Below are 16,642 nucleotides of genomic sequence, written 5' to 3'. Positions count from 1 at the left end.
GAACGTGATCGACGGCGCAGGTCCGATTGCTTCCAGGGATCAAAAAACGATTAAAATGGTCAAGTTTTCCACGAGCCAACCGGCATGACCGCACCTTCCGCGCTTCCCCCTGCCCCGGCCCCGTCCGGCGCCTCCCGCCCGCCGCTGCTGTCACCCGAGCTGCCGGTCGTTCCCAATGCGTTCCGCCAGGCGATCACCGATGCCTGGATGAAAGACGAGGCCAGCCACGTGCGCGAGCTGCTGGCGCAGGCACGGCTGCCCGCCGACGAACAGGCCAAGGTGCAGGCCACCGCCGCCGACCTGGTCAAGCGCGTACGCGTGCGTGCCAAGGACCAGGGCGCGATCGAAGCCTTCATGCGCCAGTACGACCTGGGCAGCGAGGAAGGCGTGCTGCTGATGTGCGTGGCCGAGGCACTGCTGCGCATTCCCGACCAGGACACTGCCGACAAGCTGATCCGCGACAAGCTGGGCGAAGCCGACTGGAAAAAGCACCTGGGCGGCAGCGATTCGGTGCTGGTCAACGCCTCCACCTGGGGCCTGATGCTTACCGGCCACATCGTGCAGATCAACGATTCCACCCGTGCCGACGTGCCGGGCGCGTTCGCGCGCCTGATGGGCCGCGTGGGTGAGCCGGTGATCCGCCTGGCCGTGCGCCAGGCGATGAAGATCATGGGCCACCAGTTCGTCATGGGCCGCACCATCGACGAAGCGCTGTCGCGCTCGCACAAGGGCGACAACGCCAGCTACCGCTATTCGTTCGACATGCTCGGCGAAGGCGCGCTGACCATGAAGGACGCCAAGCGCTACCTGGAAGACTACCGCCGTGCTATCCACTCCATCGGTGGCGACCACAAGGCCCGTGGCGGCCGCCCGGACGGCGACGTCAATTCGGCGCCAGGCATTTCGATCAAACTGTCGGCGCTGTACCCGCGCTATGAGCATGCCAAGCGCGCACGCGTGATGGCCGACCTGGTCCCGGGCGTGCTGGAACTGGCACAACTGGCCAAGTCGTACGGCATCGGCTGCACAGTGGACGCCGAGGAAACCGACCGCCTGGAACTGTCGCTGGACATCATCGAGGCGGTGGTGAGCGATGCCTCGCTGGCCGGCTGGGAAGGTTTCGGCGTGGTGGTGCAGGCGTACCAGAAGCGCACCCCGTACACGATCGACTACCTGGCCGACCTGGCCCGCCGCATCGGTCGCCGCCTGCAGGTACGCCTGGTCAAGGGCGCGTACTGGGACGCGGAAATCAAGCGCGCGCAGATCGATGGCCTGCCGGCCTACCCGGTGTTCACCCGCAAGCAGAACACCGACGTGTCCTACCTGGCCTGCGCCAAGCGTCTGTTCACCCATGCCGATGCGATCTACCCGATGTTCGCCACGCACAACGCGCACACCATCGCCGCAGTGCAGGCGATCGCGCAGGGTGGCCAGTACGAACACCAGAAGCTGCATGGAATGGGCGATGACCTGTATGCCGAAGTGGTGCCGGCCAACCGTCTGAACGTGCCGTGCCGCGTGTACGCGCCAGTGGGTTCGCACGAAGACCTGCTGCCGTACCTGGTGCGCCGCCTGCTCGAGAACGGCGCCAACTCCAGCTTCGTCAACCGCATCACCGACGACGCGGTGGCCATCGATGACCTGATCCGCGATCCGGTCGAAGCCGTTGCTTCGTTCGACGCCGGCACGCCCTCCAACATCGCGCACCCCAAAATCCCGCTGCCGGTCGACCTGCTGCGCAGCCAGAACCACGACAGGAAGAACTCCATGGGCGTCAATCTCGCCAACGACAACGATCTGCGCGCTCTGGCCGAGCAGCTCAACGCGGCCGTCCCCGCGCCTGGCAAGAGCGGGTGGCAGGCCGCCCCGCTGGTGCCGGGTGCACAGCCCACCGGTGCACTGCTGAACGTGGTCAACCCGGCCGATACGCGCCAGGTGGTGGGCCAGTGGCAGCCGGCCGACAGCGCCACCGTGGAAAAGGCGCTGGCCAACGCCGTGGCCGCACAACCACAGTGGAACCGCACCCCGGCTGCCAGCCGCGCGGCGATCCTGGAACACGCCGCCGACCAGCTGGAAGCGCGCATGCCGGAATTCATGGCGCTGTGCGTGAAGGAAGCCGGCAAAAGCCTGCCCGACGGCATCGCCGAAGTGCGCGAAGCGGTGGACTTCCTGCGTTATTACGCCAAGCAGGCGCGCGAGCAGTTCGGCCATGCCGAAAAACTGCCCAGCCCGACCGGCGAATCCAACGAACTGCAGCTGCATGGCCGCGGCGTGTTCGTGTGCATCAGCCCGTGGAACTTCCCGCTGGCGATCTTCCTGGGCCAGGTCAGCGCCGCGCTGGCGGCCGGCAACAGTGTCATCGCCAAGCCGGCCGAGCAGACCAACCTGATCGGCTATTACGCGGTGAAGCTGCTGCTGGATTCCGGCGTGCCCGAAGGCGTGGTGCAGTTCCTGCCCGGCGACGGCGCCACCGTCGGCGCGGCGCTCACCGCCGACCCGCGCGTGGCCGGCGTGGCCTTCACCGGCTCGACCGACACCGCGCGTGCGATCAACCGTGCGATGGCCGCACGCGACGCCGCCATTGGCGTGCTGATCGCCGAAACCGGCGGCCAGAATGCCTTCATCGCCGACTCCTCGGCGCTGCCGGAACAGCTGGTCAAGGACGCGATCGGTTCGGCCTTCACCTCGGCCGGCCAGCGCTGCTCGGCCGCGCGCGTGCTGTTCGTACAGGACGACATCGCCGACAAGGTGATGACGATGCTGGCCGGTGCGATGGCCGAACTGAAGATCGGCGACCCGGGCCTGCTGTCCACCGACGTCGGCCCGGTGATCGACGCCGATGCGCTGCAGATCCTGCAGGAACATGCAGTGCGCATGGAGAAGGAAGCGCGCCTGATCGCCGCTGCCGAGCTCAGCGAAGCAGCCGCGCACGGCACCTTCTTCGCGCCGCGCGCGTATGAACTGAAGAACCTGGACCAGCTGCACAAGGAAATCTTCGGGCCGGTGCTGCACGTGATCCGCTGGAAGGGCGACCAGCTCGATGCGGTGATCGACCAGATCAACGCCACCGGCTACGGCCTCACCCTGGGCGTGCATTCGCGTATCGATGAAACCGTGGACCGCATTTCCTCGCGGGTGAACGTGGGCAACGTGTACGTCAACCGCAACCAGATCGGTGCGGTGGTCGGCGTGCAGCCGTTCGGCGGCCAGGGCCTGTCCGGCACCGGTCCGAAGGCCGGCGGCCCGCACTACCTGCTGCGCTTTGCCACCGAAAAGACCGTCACCGTGAACACCACGGCGGCCGGCGGCAATGCCTCGCTACTGACCCTGGGCGACTGATTCAAGCTGTGATGGTTTGAGCAAAAAACCCCGCGAAAGCGGGGTTTTTTGTGGGTGATGCCGGTGACGTCAGTCGGCGTGGATCGCCTCGATTTCATCGCGCATCAGCAGTTCTTCGCCCAGGTAGCGTTCGAATTTGATACGGCCGAAACCAGCGGCGTACCACGCTTCGATACGGCTGTCTTCGAAGGTCGCGCTGACGTGGCAGGTGTCCTTGAAGGTGCGCGCCTGGTTGTCGACCGTCGCCTCCACGTTCTCGAAACCGACGAAGGTGTAGTCGGAGAAGCCGTCGTAGTCGAGCGGGGTTACCGTTTCTTCCACATGGTGGGTGCGCTCGCCGCTGCCGTTGACCTCGAAGCGGTCGCCGGGCTTGGCGTTGGTCGGGAAGGTCGGCGCGGGCTTGAAGGTATCGGTCATCACCGGCTGGGAAGCATCGCCGCCCCAGGCGGAAATGCCGTAGCGGTCCTGGCCCAGCAGCTGGCGGCCGCTGGCATCGTGGTAGCTGGCCGTGCCGACGCCACCACCGGCGCTGTGCACCTTGATGGCGTCCTGGCCGTTGAAGGTGGCCTGCTCGATGGTCAGCGTTTCATCGCCGGTGGACCAGCGCAGGCCCGGGGTGAGGGTGAAGCAGGTGGCGAAATCGGCGGCGAAGGCCGGCGCAGCCAGCGCGGACAGGCCCAGGGCCAGGGTGGAGCGAAGCAGAACGGGCGACATGTGGTTTCCTTGTCATGGATCGTGAAGCGGCTCCTGCGCCGCAGGCGGCACCAGCCGGTTGCGTGCGGACCGGGATTGTACGGGTCTGTGGCATGATCCAGCCATGCGCCCAAATGTCCTGCCTTTGCTGCTGGCAATGTTCCTGTCTACCGTCCCTGCGGCCATGGCGGCGGCCAACGAGCGCGTGCTGGTGTTCACCAGCACGGCCAAGTTCCGCCACGACTCCATTCCGACGGCCGTGAGCACGCTGCGCCTGCTGGCCGAGCGCGAGCGCATGGCAGTGGACCAGAGCGAGAACGCGGCCGATTTCAACGACGCCAACCTGGCCCGCTACCGGGTGGTGGTCTTCGCCAACACCACCGGGGACGTGCTCGATTCGGCGCAGCAGCAGGCCATGGAAACCTTCATCCGGGCCGGCGGCGGTTTCATGGGTGTGCATTCGGCGGCGGATACCGAGTACGAGTGGCCCTGGTATGGGCAGCTGGTCGGCGCGTACTTCAAGAACCATCCGGAAGGCCTGCAGTTCAGCCGCGTGCAGCCGGAACGCGAAGGCAAGCCGCAGGGCACCTCGTGGCCGGTGCGCGATGAGCTGTACAACTACCGCAGCAACCCGCGTGCGGCCGTGCAGGTGATCGCCACGGTGGACGAACGCATGTACCAGGGCGGCACGATGGGCGCCGACCATCCCATCGCGTGGTGCCATGCGTTTGATGGCGGGCGCAGCTGGTATACCGGCCTGGGGCATGACGCAGGGCTCTACCGCAATCGCGATTTCCTCGCGCACCTGCGGCAAGGGTTGTTGTATGCAGCGGGGCGTTCGCCGGAGTGTTGAGAGGGAATACTGAGCGACCGGTGGCTTTGCGCTGGTAGGGTCGCATCCCGATCGACTGCCGACCGTGCTGATCCGCGCGGTGGGGCATGACCCTCACCGCAGGGGCGCCTTTCGCTTGGCTGCCATGCCTTCGTCGCGCCGATCACCCTTACGTGCAGTCGACTGGGGTGCGACCCTACCGTCGTTGATCATTGGTACGAGCAGCCGAACGGTTGACGTCGTCCGTACCCAAACGCGGAAGGCCCCGCGTGTGCGGGGCCTTCTGTCTGTTATGCGGCGCGAACGCCGTGGATCAGAACTTGTAGTTGAACGATGCAGCCAGCACGTCGCCGCGGACCTTGTACTTGCCGGTCAGCGAGTTGCCCTGGTTGTTGGTGGTGCCCGCGATGTTCACGTTCGGGTCGCTGGTGAACAGGTGGGTGTAACCGAAGTTGTATTCCATGTTCTCCGACGGGGTCCAGCCCAGGCCGAACGACAGCCACTTGCGGCTGGTGTCGGGCACGCGCACGTCGCGGTGGGCGTCGGTGGTCGGGGTCTGGTCGTACGCGACGCCGCCACGCAGGGTCAGGGTTTCGCTCAGCTTGTAGTCGGCGCCCAGCGACACGAAGGTGGTGTCGCGGTAGCCGAATTCCAGCACCGAGTCCGGCTGCGCCGAGGCGTAGTCGATGGTGACCTGGTCGAACGCGGTCGACCATGCGGTACGGGTGACATCACCCATCACGGTCCACTTGTCGTTGATGTTGTGGGTCACGCTCATGGTGGCCGAGGCCGGCAGGGTCACGGTGGCCTTGCCCGAGGTGGTCACGAAACGACCCGGCTGGGCAACGGCCAGCACGGCAGCGGCGTTGCTCGGCACGTCGAAGGTGGCGTCGCCGCCGGTGATCTTGTGCTCGACCTTGGAGCGGTAGCTGAAGCCGATGTGGGTGTTCTCATCGGGGCTGAACAAGCCACCGACGGTCCAGCCCACAGCGTTGTTGTCGCCTTCGACGGTCAGCTTGCCATCGGCGCTGCCCGGGGCGAAGCCCGGCACGCGGGACTGGGCCAGCGCGGTGCCGAAGTCGATGTTGTTGCTCAGTTCGATGGTCAGGTGCTCAACGAACACCGACGCGCCGAAGGACACGTACGGGTTGACGTCGTACGAGGCGGCAAAGCCCAGGTCGATCGCCTTCAGGTCGGTCTTCAGGCCGCTGTAGCGACCCACCCAACCGTTGTCGTAATCGGTCTTGAAGCCGAACGGGGCGGTCAGGGACACACCGAAGTGGGCCTTTTCGCCGATCGGCATGTGGAAGTACGCGGCCGGAACCGGGGCAATCATGCCGGCGTCGCCGCCGTCACCGCCGGTCTGCGGCTGGCCGGTCGGCTTGCGGCCGCTGCCTTCGAATTCGGCCTTGAAGCTGATGGCGCTCAGGTCGCCCTGGATCTGCATGCCTTCCAGCTGGCGCATGCCGGCCGGGTTGACGGCGATGATCGAGGCGTCGCCCTGGGCGCTGCCCGAACCGGCGAAGGCGCGGCCAAGGCCCTTGGCGCTGTTTTCCTTCAGCTGGAAGGCGGCGGCGTTGACGTGGCCAACGGCCAGGACACCGGCGATGCCGACGGCCAGGGCGGTGACGCGGGCGAGGGTGGAAGCGGTATGCATCGTTTGTTCTCTCCGGAAAAGCGTGTGGTTTGGCAACGCGCGCCTGCGCCGTTTCCCGCCTCGAAAGACGTGAAACAACGCGCCGGATTCCCCTCCCGACATACGACGCCGTATGCGAGTATACCCAGACCGGTTAATGAAACAATAACGCGGTCGCCCTTTCCGGCTATTCAGGCTGAACGCGTCGCTGCCCCCTTCAGGAACGTTGCCGCGCTAGGCTAGCGCCATCCATGTTCGTCTCACTCCCCTCCCGCAAGAAGTCTGCCGTCCGCTGGGCGACGCCCCTGCTGTTCACGACGCTGTGGGCCGCATTCCTGTGGTCGATCTCGCGCCCGGGCGATGCCCGGCGCAGCCTGTGGATGGACTGGGGGGCGCTGTCCACCGGGCTTACCCGGCCGCTGGACTGGTGGGCGACCTTCCAGGACGGCAGCGTGCTGCGGCTGTTCACCGCCCTGTTCCTGCACGCAGACTGGTCGCACCTGCTGGGCAACCTGGTGTTCCTGCTGATCTTCGGCTTGCCGGCCGAGCAGGTGCTGGGGCCGTGGCGGCTGATCCTGCTGTTCCTGGTGGGCGGGGCGATCTCGAACCTGACCGCGATCTACACGATGGGCAGCCCGGACCAGATCATCATTGGCGCCAGTGGCGCGGTGTCGGCGTTGATCGGGGCCTACCTGGCCCTGTTCCCCGGCGCGCGGCTGGGGGTGGTGATCCCGCTGGGGCTGTTCCTGGAATTCGTGCGGGCGCCGGCCTACCTGCTGATCGGGGTGTGGGCCGGACTGCAGGTGGTGTTTGCATACATCGGCCCGACCTTCGGCATGGTGGCCTGGTGGGCGCACATCGCCGGGTTCGCGTTCGGGCTGGCGTATGGGGTGTACGTGCGCGCGGCGATTGCGCGACGGTTGCGGAAGCGGCACGGGTTTTGAAGCACGGCGCATTCGCGCCGCCGCACGACCAACGGTCGTGCGCTACCTCACCGGTTCGGTTCGGGTTTGGCGCCGGGTTTCGGTGCGGGTTCCGCTTCAGGTTTGGCGACCGTTTTTGATTCCGGCGTTTGCGTGGGCCGGCCAACGGCCGGCGCTACCGGCTTGGCGGTTGCCTTCTGCCTGGCTGCTACCGAACCTGGCTGCTTCAGTTCGGCCAGCGCGTCGTTGATCGGGCCGTCGCCGGGCAGCACGTCGCCGGCCTGGTAGCCTTCGCCGCCTTCTTCGTCGCCGCGCAGGTGGCCCGGCAGGGTCGCTTCGCTGTAGTCGGACAGGCTGGCCGGCAGGTCGTCGTCTTCACCTGCCTTCTTCTCCGGCAGCAACAGCACGTCCGGCACGATGCCGGTGGCCTGGATCGATTTGCCGCTGGGGGTGTAGTAACGCGCAGTGGTCAGCTTGACCGAATCACCGTTGTCCAGCGGCAGCACGGTCTGCACCGAGCCCTTGCCGAAGGTGCGGCTGCCGATCACGCGCGCGCGGCCGTTGTCGCGCAGCGCGCCGGCCAATACTTCCGAGGCACTGGCCGAACCGGCGTCGGTCAGCACCACCACCTGCGCACCCTGGAGCAGGTCGCCGGGGGTGGCGTCGAAACGCGCATCGCTGATCGCAATGCGACCGCGGGTGCTGACGATGTTGCCCTTGTCGAGCAGGTCATCGGCCACCTGTACCGCGGCGGTGAGCAGGCCACCGGGGTTGCTGCGCAGGTCCAGCACCAGGCCCTTGAGCTTGCCGCCGGCCTGCTGCTGCAGCTGGGCCACGTGCTTCTGGAAATCGGCACCGGTATCGGCCTGGAAGGTGCTCAGGCGCACATAGCCATAGCCGGGTTCCAGCATGCGGCTGCGCACGCTGGTGACGCGGATGGTTTCGCGGGTGATCGGCACGTCGAAGGGCTTGAGCTTGCCCTCGCGCACGATGGTGAGGATCACCTTGCTGCCGGCCTTGCCACGCAGCGGCTCGGTGGCTTCGATGGCGCTGATCGGCTTGCCGTCGATGGCGATGATCAGGTCGCCGGCCAGGATGCCGGCCTTGGCCGCCGGGGTATCGTCGATCGGCGAGATGACTTTCAGGCTGCTGTTGTCCGGCTGCTGCTGCAGTTCCACGCCGATGCCTTCGTAGGCGCCTTCGGCCTGTTCGTCGAAGGCTTCGGCATCTTCCTTGTCGAAGTAGGTGCTGTGCGGGTCCAGGTCCAGCAGCAGGCCGCGGATGGCCGACTGCATCAGCTTCTTGTCGTCCACCGGCTCCACGTAGGCCGCACGCACCGCGTTGTAGACGGCCACATAACGACGGATTTCCTCCAGCGGCACGCGTGAGGTCACCGCCTCTTCGGTGGAGGCCGCATCGCCGCCGCGTTCCGGAACCTGGGCGGTCTGCTGCGCCCATGACAGCGCCGGCACCAGGGCCAGCAGCAGGGTGGCGGAACGGGCTACGCGCATGAAGCACTCCAGATTGAGCGGGGGGACGGGACGACACGCACCAATGACGCGTGGCCCGATTATGCGCGAAGGCACGGTAAATTCCCGTTGAACGAACGCGCCCACTCGGCCATGCCAATACGCCTACCCCACGGTAGAGCCACCCCCTGGGTGGCTGCACGCATACCTACCGGCGCTGCAACCACGAAGAAGGATCCACCGGCTGCCCATTACGCCGCAGTTCAAAGTACAGCGCGGTAACCCCCTGCCCGCCGGAGTTGCCAACCTTGGCCACCGCATCGCCCTTCTTCACCGTGCCACCGGCGTCACGCAGCAGCGTGTCGTTGTGCGCATAGAGGCTCATGTAGCCGTTGCCATGGTCGACGATCAGGATCATGCCGTAGCCGGTCATCCAGTCGGAGAACACCACGGTGCCATCGGCGACGGCGGTGACCGTGCTCCCCGCGGGCGCGCCGATCAGCACACCACTGCTGGTGCGCCCGTCCGGCAGCTTGCCGCCATAGCGCGCAAGCAGGTTGCCCGACAGCGGCCAACCCAGGCCGCCCACCTTCGGAGCTGGCGCCGAGGCCACCGCCGGCGGGGTCTTGCCGGGTCGCGGTGGTGGACGCGTACCGCTGGCGGCAGCGGCGCGTTCGGCCTTCTCGGCGGCAGCCTTTTCCGCTGCGGCGCGGCGCGCGGCGGCACGGCGTTCGGCTTCGGCGCGGGCGGCGGCCGCACGCAGGTTGGCCAGCAGCGTTTCCAGCGCCTTGGCGTCCTGGCCGAGCGCTTTTTCGCGTTCGCTGCGGTCCTTGTAGCGTTCGTCCAGGCTGGCCACCGTCTGTGCGCGGGTGCGCCGATCAACAGCCAAGCTGGCGGCCTGCTGCTTCTGCTGCTGGCGGGTACCTTCCAGCGCCTGCCGGCGTTCTTCGATCTGGGCTTCCACCGTTTCCAGTTCGGTCAGGTCGGCGGTCAGCGCGCCGATACGCCGTGCGCGTTCGCGCTGCAGGTAGCGGTGGTAGGCCAGGGTGCGGTTGGCATCGGCCACGCGGTCCTGCGACAGCAGCAGCTTCAACGGCGCGTTGTTGCCGATCCGGTAGGCGGCGCGCAGCAGCGAGGCCAGTTCCTGGCGCTGCGCCTTCAACCCGGCCTGTAGTTCGGTGCGGCGCTGTTGCAGTTCCTGCAGGGCGCGGGTCTCGCGCTCCAGGGCGGTTTCGGTCTGGGCCAGCACGCGGCCGGTGCGGGCAACCTTCTCGTCTGCCTCGCGCAGCTGACGCGACGCCTGCCCGCGCTGGCCTTCGAGCGTGCGTCGTTCCTGGGCTACACCCTTGAGCTCGGTGCGCAGCTTCTGCAGCTTGCGCTCGGCTTCTTTCGGGTTCTGCGCGGCCAGCGGGGCGGCGCCAACCAGGGCCAGCATCAGTGCCACGGCCGACAGCGCTACCGGCCAGCGCGAGCCACGGCCGTGCCCAGCGGTCGGATTGTTATTCCGGCGTGAGGAGAAGACGTTGTGGCGCAAGGGCTTTCCAGTGACTTCAGGCAGATGCGGATTGCAGCGCTGCATGGTGACATTCCTGCAGGCGGCCTGCCAGCCGCATACCGGACAATGCACCCATGAAACACTTCCCGCTCCCGCTGCTGTTGGCTCTGGTGCTGCCCTGCGCGCCCGCCCTGGCCAACGAAGGCATCAGCAAGGTCAACGGCAGCATCACCGCCAGCACCGGCCAGACCTACGGCGACCTTGAGACCGTCAATGGCGGGATCACGGTCGAAGCCGGTACCGAGACCGGCGACATCGAGACCGTCAATGGTGGCATCCGGGTTGGCGATCGCGCCCGTACCCGCGGTATCTCGACCGTCAACGGCGGTATCCGCATCGGCGAGAAGGTCGAGGTCGATGGCGACGTTGAAACCGTCAACGGCAGCATTTTCGTCGACCGCGGCACCCGCATCGATGGCGGCGTGGAAACGGTCAACGGCGGCATCGGGCTGGTCGATACCCGCCTGTCCAAGGGCATCGAAACGGTCAACGGCGACATCACCGTCGGCATCGGCTCTCTGGTCGAAGGCGGTATCCACGTCAGCAAGCCCAGTTTCAGTCTGTCGCTGCGTGCTGGCCGCAAGCCGCGCGTGATCATCGGTCCCAATGCCGCGGTCAATGGCCCGCTGCAGTTCGAGCGCGACGTCACCCTGTATGTGCACCGCAGCGCCCACATCGGCCCGGTCACCGGTGCCGAACCCGTGCCCTTCGACACCGACGCCGCACCGAGCGATTGATATTCTTTCACCCGGTGCCCGCGCACCGGCCCCTTGTCTCCAGGAATCGATGATGTCCCGCAAACTTCTGTTGTGCCTGGCCGCCACCGCCGCGCTGACCGCGTGCAAGGGCGAGACCGCTGCTCCGGCGCCCACGCCGGCTGCCGATACCGCCCCGGCCACCGCCGGCCACACCTTCTCGGCCGGCATCAACGCCGACGACTTCGGCGAACTGGTCAAGACCCTGTCCTCGGACGAGTTCGAGGGCCGCGCCCCGGGCAGTACCGGCGAGGACCGCACGGTGGAGTACATCCGCGACCAGATGCAGCGCATCGGCCTGCAGCCGGGCAGTGGCGACAGCTGGTTCCAGGAGGTGGCGATGACCGAAACCACCGCCGACGAATCCACCGTGCTGAAGCTGGACCAGGCGGGCAAGCAGCGCGACCTGAAGTTCGGCACCGACATGGTGATCGGCACCCGCAGCGGCCAGCAGGAAGTGAAGATCGACGGCAGCGAGCTGGTCTTCGTCGGCTACGGCGTGGATGCGCCGGAGCAGAAGTGGAACGACTACGCCGGCCAGGACTGGAAGGGCAAGACGGTGGTCATGTTCGTCAACGATCCGGGCTTCCACGTCGATGACGAGAAGCTGTTCGACGGCAAGCGCATGACCTACTACGGCCGCTGGACCTACAAATTCGAAGAGGCCGCGCGCAAGGGTGCCGCCGCGGCGCTGATCGTGCATGACACCGCCGGTGCTTCGTATGGTTGGGACGTGGTCAAGAACTCATGGGCCGGCCCGCAGTACGACCTGCCGGCCAAGGACGATCCCGAACCCCGCCTGCCGGCGCAGGGCTGGCTGAGTGCCGACGCGGCGCGCCAGCTGTTCGCCGATGCCGGGCTGGACCTGGACCAGGCCTACAAGGATGCCAACAAGCGCGGCTTCAAGCCGGTGCCGTTGAAGGCAAAGATCTCGCTGGACCTGAAGAGCACCATCGCCGAGAAGAAGTCGCGCAACGTGGTGGGCGTGCTGCCGGGTACCAAGCATGCCGACGAGGCCGTGCTGTACATGGCGCACTGGGACCACCTGGGCAAGCATGAAGGCGAACAGGGCGACAACATTTACAACGGTGCGGTCGACAACGCCACCGGCGTGGCCGGCATCCTGGAGATCGCTGACGCGATGGCGCATGAGCAGCCGGCACCGGAGCGTTCGGTGGTGTTCCTGGCGGTGACGCTGGAAGAGTCGGGCCTGCTGGGTTCCAAGTACTACGTGAACCACCCGACCTTCCCGCTGGACAAGATTGCCGGTGTGATCAACATCGATGCGATGTCGGTGGCGGGCAAGGCCAAGGACCTGACCGTGACCGGCTTCGGCAGCTCGCAGCTGGAGGACATCCTCAAGCCGCTGGCCGCCGAGAAGGGCCGGACGCTGCATGGCGAGTCCTCGGTGCAGAGCGGCTTCTACTTCCGTTCGGACCACTTCAACTTCGCCAAGGCGGGCGTGCCGGCGCTGTATGCCGATGGTGGCGAGGATCTGATCGACGGTGGCGTGGAAGCGGGCCGCAAGGCTGCTGAAGCCTATGGCCGCGACCGTTACCACGGCCCGAAGGACGAGTACGACGCCAGCACCTGGAAGCTGGACGGCACCGTGGAAGACCTGGAACTGCTGCACGGCGTTGGCAAGGCTGTCGCTGTCGGCGGCCAGTGGCCGAACTGGTACGAGGGCAACCCGTTCAAGGCGGCCCGCGACGAGATGATGAAGGGCAAGGCGGAGGCGGCGCCTGCGGCGAAGTAAGCCGTTTCCGTCGTTGACGTTGAAAGAGAGCGGCGCCCTTCGGGGCGCCGTTTTAGTTTGGGAGTCTCATTCGGCCTGATCGGTCTGTGCAGGCTGTTCCATCTCTGTCGGCCAGCGGGTCCAGCAATAGGGGTAGTCGTCGACCTTGGTCGCGAGTCCCGCGCGAACCGGGTTTTCGATCAGGTAGTTGGCCTGTGTAAGCAGCGATTCGTCCGAACGTACGCAGTGGTCGTAGAAACCGCCCTGCCACCGGTAGGTCGGCGCACACCAAGGAAGCCGTTCGATAGATGCCGACCGTTGGTCGACACGCGTCTGCGCGTTTGCACCAAAGAAAAAACCCCGCTGCGTGAGCAGCGGGGTTTTTGGGTGTAAACCCTGGCGATGACCTACTCTCGCATGGCTTGAGCCACACTACCATCGGCGCAGCTGCGTTTCACTTCCGAGTTCGGGATGGGATCGGGTGGTTCCACAGCGCTGATTTCACCAGGGAGACGGTTGGAGCAGCGCGGTGCGCCAGCTCGGCATTCTTGTCTCCCGTGTCACACGACCAACGGTCGCGTGCTACCGGTGCAGGCTCCCGAAAACCGGGGGCTTGCAAAAAAAGGAAAACCCCGCTGCGTGAGCAGCGGGGTTTTTGGGGTGTAAACCCTGGCGATGACCTACTCTCGCATGGCTTGAGCCACACTACCATCGGCGCAGCTGCGTTTCACTTCCGAGTTCGGGATGGGATCGGGTGGTTCCACAGCGCTAATTTCACCAGGGAGACGGTTGGAGCGTCGCGATGATCGTGATTTTCCCTTGGGGAAAAAGCACGGCCATACTGCGCCTGCCTCTCATAGTTCTTGTGACGTAGCGTGCACCTGGATCTATCGACATGTCATGTCGGCCAAGGCAACTTGAGGTTATATGGTCAAGCCACACGGATCATTAGTATCAGTTAGCTCAATACATTGCTGTACTTACACACCTGACCTATCAACCACATAGTCTATATGGTTCCTTCAGGGGGCTTGTGCCCCGGGAGATCTCATCTTGAGGCGCGCTTCCCGCTTAGATGCTTTCAGCGGTTATCGCTTCCGAACATAGCTACCCGGCAATGCCACTGGCGTGACAACCGGAACACCAGAGGTTCGTCCACTCCGGTCCTCTCGTACTAGGAGCAGCCCCTCTCAAATCTCCAACGCCCATGGCAGATAGGGACCGAACTGTCTCACGACGTTCTGAACCCAGCTCGCGTACCACTTTAAATGGCGAACAGCCATACCCTTGGGACCGACTACAGCCCCAGGATGTGATGAGCCGACATCGAGGTGCCAAACACCGCCGTCGATATGAACTCTTGGGCGGTATCAGCCTGTTATCCCCGGAGTACCTTTTATCCGTTGAGCGATGGCCCTTCCATACAGAACCACCGGATCACTAAGTCCTAGTTTCCTACCTGCTTGATCCGTCGATCTTGCAGTCAAGCACGCTTATGCCTTTGCACACAGTGCGCGATGTCCGACCGCGCTGAGCGTACCTTCGAGCTCCTCCGTTACTCTTTAGGAGGAGACCGCCCCAGTCAAACTACCCACCATACACGGTCCCCGACCCAGATAATGGGCCCAGGTTAGAACGTCAAGCACGACAGGGTGGTATTTCAAGGATGGCTCCGCCACAGCTAGCGCCATGGTTTCATAGCCTCCCACCTATCCTACACAGACGAACTCAACGTTCAGTGTAAAGCTATAGTAAAGGTTCACGGGGTCTTTCCGTCTTGCCACGGGAACGCTGCATCTTCACAGCGATTTCAATTTCACTGAGTCTCGGGTGGAGACAGCGCCGCTGTCGTTACGCCATTCGTGCAGGTCGGAACTTACCCGACAAGGAATTTCGCTACCTTAGGACCGTTATAGTTACGGCCGCCGTTTACTGGGGCTTCGATCAAGAGCTTCGCCTTGCGGCTGACCCCATCAATTAACCTTCCAGCACCGGGCAGGCGTCACACCCTATACGTCCACTTTCGTGTTTGCAGAGTGCTGTGTTTTTGATAAACAGTCGCAGCGGCCTGGTTTCTGCGGCCCTCTTCAGCTATAGCTCGCATGAGCCACCAAAAAGGGCGCACCTTCTCCCGAAGTTACGGTGCCATGTTGCCTAGTTCCTTCACCCGAGTTCTCTCAAGCGCCTGAGAATTCTCATCCTACCCACCTGTGTCGGTTTACGGTACGGTCTGCGTAAGCTGAAGCTTAGGAGCTTTTCCTGGAAGCGTGGTATCAGTGACTTTGTCTTAAAGACTCGTCTCGGTGCTCGGTCTTGAAGGATCCCGGATTTGCCAAAGATCCAAACCTACCGCCTTTCCCCCGGACAACCAACGCCGGGTACACCTAACCTTCTCCGTCCCTCCATCGCACTTACGCGAGGTGCAGGAATATTAACCTGCTTCCCATCGACTACGACTTTCGTCCTCGCCTTAGGGGCCGACTCACCCTGCGCCGATTAACGTTGCGCAAGGAAACCTTGGGCTTTCGGCGTGCGGGTTTTTCACCCGCATTATCGTTACTCATGTCAGCATTCGCACTTCCGATACCTCCAGCAGACTTCTCAATCCACCTTCAACGGCTTACGGAACGCTCCTCTACCGCGTACATATAAATATGCACACCCCAAGCTTCGGTTCACTGCTTAGCCCCGTTAAATCTTCCCCGCAGACCGACTCGACCAGTGAGCTATTACGCTTTCTTTAAAGGGTGGCTGCTTCTAAGCCAACCTCCTGGCTGTCTGTGCCTTTCCACATGGTTTTCCACTTAGCAGTGAATTTGGGACCTTAGCTGTGGGTCTGGGTTGTTTCCCTTTTCACGACGGACGTTAGCACCCGCCGTGTGTCTCCCATACAGTCCGTCTCGGTATTCGGAGTTTGCAATGGTTTGGTAAGTCGCGATGACCCCCTAGCCATAACAGTGCTCTACCCCCGAGAGGATACATATGAGGCGCTACCTAAATAGCTTTCGAGGAGAACCAGCTATCTCCGGGTTCGATTAGCTTTTCACTCCTAATCACAGCTCATCCCCGTCTTTTGCAACAGACGTGGGTTCGGGCCTCCAGTACCTGTTACGGCACCTTCACCCTGGCCATGACTAGATCACCCGGTTTCGGGTCTACTGCCCGCGACTATGCGCCCTTATCAGACTCGGTTTCCCTTCGCCTCCCCTATACGGTTAAGCTTGCCACGAACAGTAAGTCGCTGACCCATTATACAAAAGGTACGCAGTCACTCTTTCGAGCTCCTACTGCTTGTACGCACACGGTTTCAGGATCTATTTCACTCCCCTCTCCGGGGTTCTTTTCGCCTTTCCCTCACGGTACTGGTTCACTATCGGTCGGTCAGTAGTATTTAGCCTTGGAGGATGGTCCCCCCATGTTCAGACAGGGTTTCACGTGCCCCGCCCTACTCGTCTTCACTGGAGTGGCCCTTTTAAATACAGGGCTATCACCTTCTATGGCCAGCCGTTCCAGGCTGTTTTTCTAGAACCATTCCAGCTTAAGGGCTAGTCCCCGTTCGCTCGTCGCTACTCAGGGAATCTCGGTTGATTTCTTTTCCTCTGGTTACTTAGATATTTCAGTTCACCAGGTTCGCTTCCAGCAGCTATGTATTCACTGCAGGATACCCGCAAGCGGGTGGGTTTCCCCATTCGGACATTACCGGAT

General features: G+C 64.1%; 9 protein-coding genes and 3 rRNA genes (1 of these 12 running past the window's edge). 5 read left to right on the top strand and 7 right to left on the bottom strand.

What is annotated here, in order from left to right:
* Window positions 1-84 precede the first annotated feature (84 nt).
* Window positions 85-3,339: a bifunctional proline dehydrogenase/L-glutamate gamma-semialdehyde dehydrogenase PutA gene (putA, locus tag WIX41_RS10995; RefSeq protein ID WP_339447460.1), complete on the top strand. Its 3,255-nt coding sequence runs from the start codon at window positions 85-87 to the stop codon at window positions 3,337-3,339.
* Window positions 3,340-3,408: 69 nt separating this feature from the next.
* On the opposite strand, the gene WIX41_RS10990 is transcribed toward putA, so the two are convergent.
* Complete coding sequence (locus WIX41_RS10990; protein WP_339447458.1) at window positions 3,409-4,053, bottom strand: hypothetical protein; 645 nt, start codon at window positions 4,051-4,053, stop codon at window positions 3,409-3,411.
* A 103-nt stretch (window positions 4,054-4,156) separates the two neighbouring features.
* On the opposite strand from WIX41_RS10990, the gene WIX41_RS10985 reads away from it, so the two are divergent.
* Window positions 4,157-4,885 (top strand): ThuA domain-containing protein, encoded by a 729-nt coding sequence (locus WIX41_RS10985; RefSeq protein WP_339447456.1) that lies wholly within the window; start codon window positions 4,157-4,159, stop codon window positions 4,883-4,885.
* A 292-nt stretch (window positions 4,886-5,177) separates the two neighbouring features.
* Here WIX41_RS10985 and WIX41_RS10980 read toward each other — a convergent pair whose 3' ends face one another.
* Entirely contained in the window at window positions 5,178-6,521 is a 1,344-nt protein-coding gene (locus WIX41_RS10980; RefSeq protein ID WP_339447454.1) for an outer membrane protein transport protein, read from the bottom strand.
* 230 nt (window positions 6,522-6,751) lie between these two features.
* On the opposite strand from WIX41_RS10980, the gene WIX41_RS10975 reads away from it, so the two are divergent.
* Window positions 6,752-7,444, top strand: a complete 693-nt coding sequence (locus WIX41_RS10975; RefSeq protein WP_339447452.1) for a rhomboid family intramembrane serine protease — start codon at window positions 6,752-6,754, stop codon at window positions 7,442-7,444.
* A gap of 47 nt (window positions 7,445-7,491) precedes the next feature.
* On the opposite strand, the gene WIX41_RS10970 is transcribed toward WIX41_RS10975, so the two are convergent.
* On the bottom strand, window positions 7,492-8,934 hold the full coding sequence (locus WIX41_RS10970) for a S41 family peptidase (RefSeq protein WP_339447450.1): 1,443 nt from the start codon (window positions 8,932-8,934) through the stop codon (window positions 7,492-7,494).
* A gap of 166 nt (window positions 8,935-9,100) precedes the next feature.
* Window positions 9,101-10,426 (bottom strand): murein hydrolase activator EnvC family protein, encoded by a 1,326-nt coding sequence (locus tag WIX41_RS10965; protein WP_339447448.1) that lies wholly within the window; start codon window positions 10,424-10,426, stop codon window positions 9,101-9,103.
* A 95-nt stretch (window positions 10,427-10,521) separates the two neighbouring features.
* Here WIX41_RS10965 and WIX41_RS10960 point away from each other — a divergent pair, with 95 nt between their 5' ends.
* Together WIX41_RS10960 and WIX41_RS10955 are read left to right on the top strand one after the other, a co-directional pair.
* Window positions 10,522-11,184, top strand: a complete 663-nt coding sequence (locus WIX41_RS10960) for a hypothetical protein (RefSeq protein WP_339447446.1) — start codon at window positions 10,522-10,524, stop codon at window positions 11,182-11,184.
* 52 nt (window positions 11,185-11,236) lie between these two features.
* Window positions 11,237-12,958 (top strand): M28 family metallopeptidase, encoded by a 1,722-nt coding sequence (locus tag WIX41_RS10955; RefSeq protein WP_339447444.1) that lies wholly within the window; start codon window positions 11,237-11,239, stop codon window positions 12,956-12,958.
* 373 nt (window positions 12,959-13,331) lie between these two features.
* On the opposite strand, the gene rrf (WIX41_RS10950) is transcribed toward WIX41_RS10955, so the two are convergent.
* From rrf (WIX41_RS10950) to WIX41_RS10940, 3 genes are all read right to left on the bottom strand, one after another.
* A 5S ribosomal RNA gene (gene rrf, locus WIX41_RS10950) occupies window positions 13,332-13,446 on the bottom strand.
* Window positions 13,447-13,604: 158 nt separating this feature from the next.
* Window positions 13,605-13,719: ribosomal RNA gene (rrf, locus tag WIX41_RS10945) — 5S ribosomal RNA — on the bottom strand.
* Between the two features lie 145 nt (window positions 13,720-13,864).
* Window positions 13,865-16,642 (bottom strand): 23S ribosomal RNA (locus tag WIX41_RS10940) (it continues 101 nt past the right edge of the window).

Source organism: Stenotrophomonas sp. AB1(2024), from assembly GCF_037482345.1.
In the GTDB taxonomy this organism is placed as follows: domain Bacteria; phylum Pseudomonadota; class Gammaproteobacteria; order Xanthomonadales; family Xanthomonadaceae; genus Stenotrophomonas.
Note: the sequence above shows the minus strand (reverse complement) of the source record. Positions and strands in the feature narration are given on the sequence as shown.

Excerpts from the sequence above, each read along its gene's own strand:
- putA (WP_339447460.1), top strand. The coding sequence starts at position 85 with ATGACCGCACCTTCCGCGCTTCCCCCTGCCCCGGCCCCGTCCGGCGCC.
- WIX41_RS10990 (WP_339447458.1), bottom strand. The coding sequence starts at position 4,053 with ATGTCGCCCGTTCTGCTTCGCTCCACCCTGGCCCTGGGCCTGTCCGCG.
- WIX41_RS10985 (WP_339447456.1), top strand. The coding sequence starts at position 4,157 with ATGCGCCCAAATGTCCTGCCTTTGCTGCTGGCAATGTTCCTGTCTACC.
- WIX41_RS10980 (WP_339447454.1), bottom strand. The coding sequence starts at position 6,521 with ATGCATACCGCTTCCACCCTCGCCCGCGTCACCGCCCTGGCCGTCGGC.
- WIX41_RS10975 (WP_339447452.1), top strand. The coding sequence starts at position 6,752 with ATGTTCGTCTCACTCCCCTCCCGCAAGAAGTCTGCCGTCCGCTGGGCG.
- WIX41_RS10970 (WP_339447450.1), bottom strand. The coding sequence starts at position 8,934 with ATGCGCGTAGCCCGTTCCGCCACCCTGCTGCTGGCCCTGGTGCCGGCG.
- WIX41_RS10960 (WP_339447446.1), top strand. The coding sequence starts at position 10,522 with ATGAAACACTTCCCGCTCCCGCTGCTGTTGGCTCTGGTGCTGCCCTGC.
- WIX41_RS10955 (WP_339447444.1), top strand. The coding sequence starts at position 11,237 with ATGTCCCGCAAACTTCTGTTGTGCCTGGCCGCCACCGCCGCGCTGACC.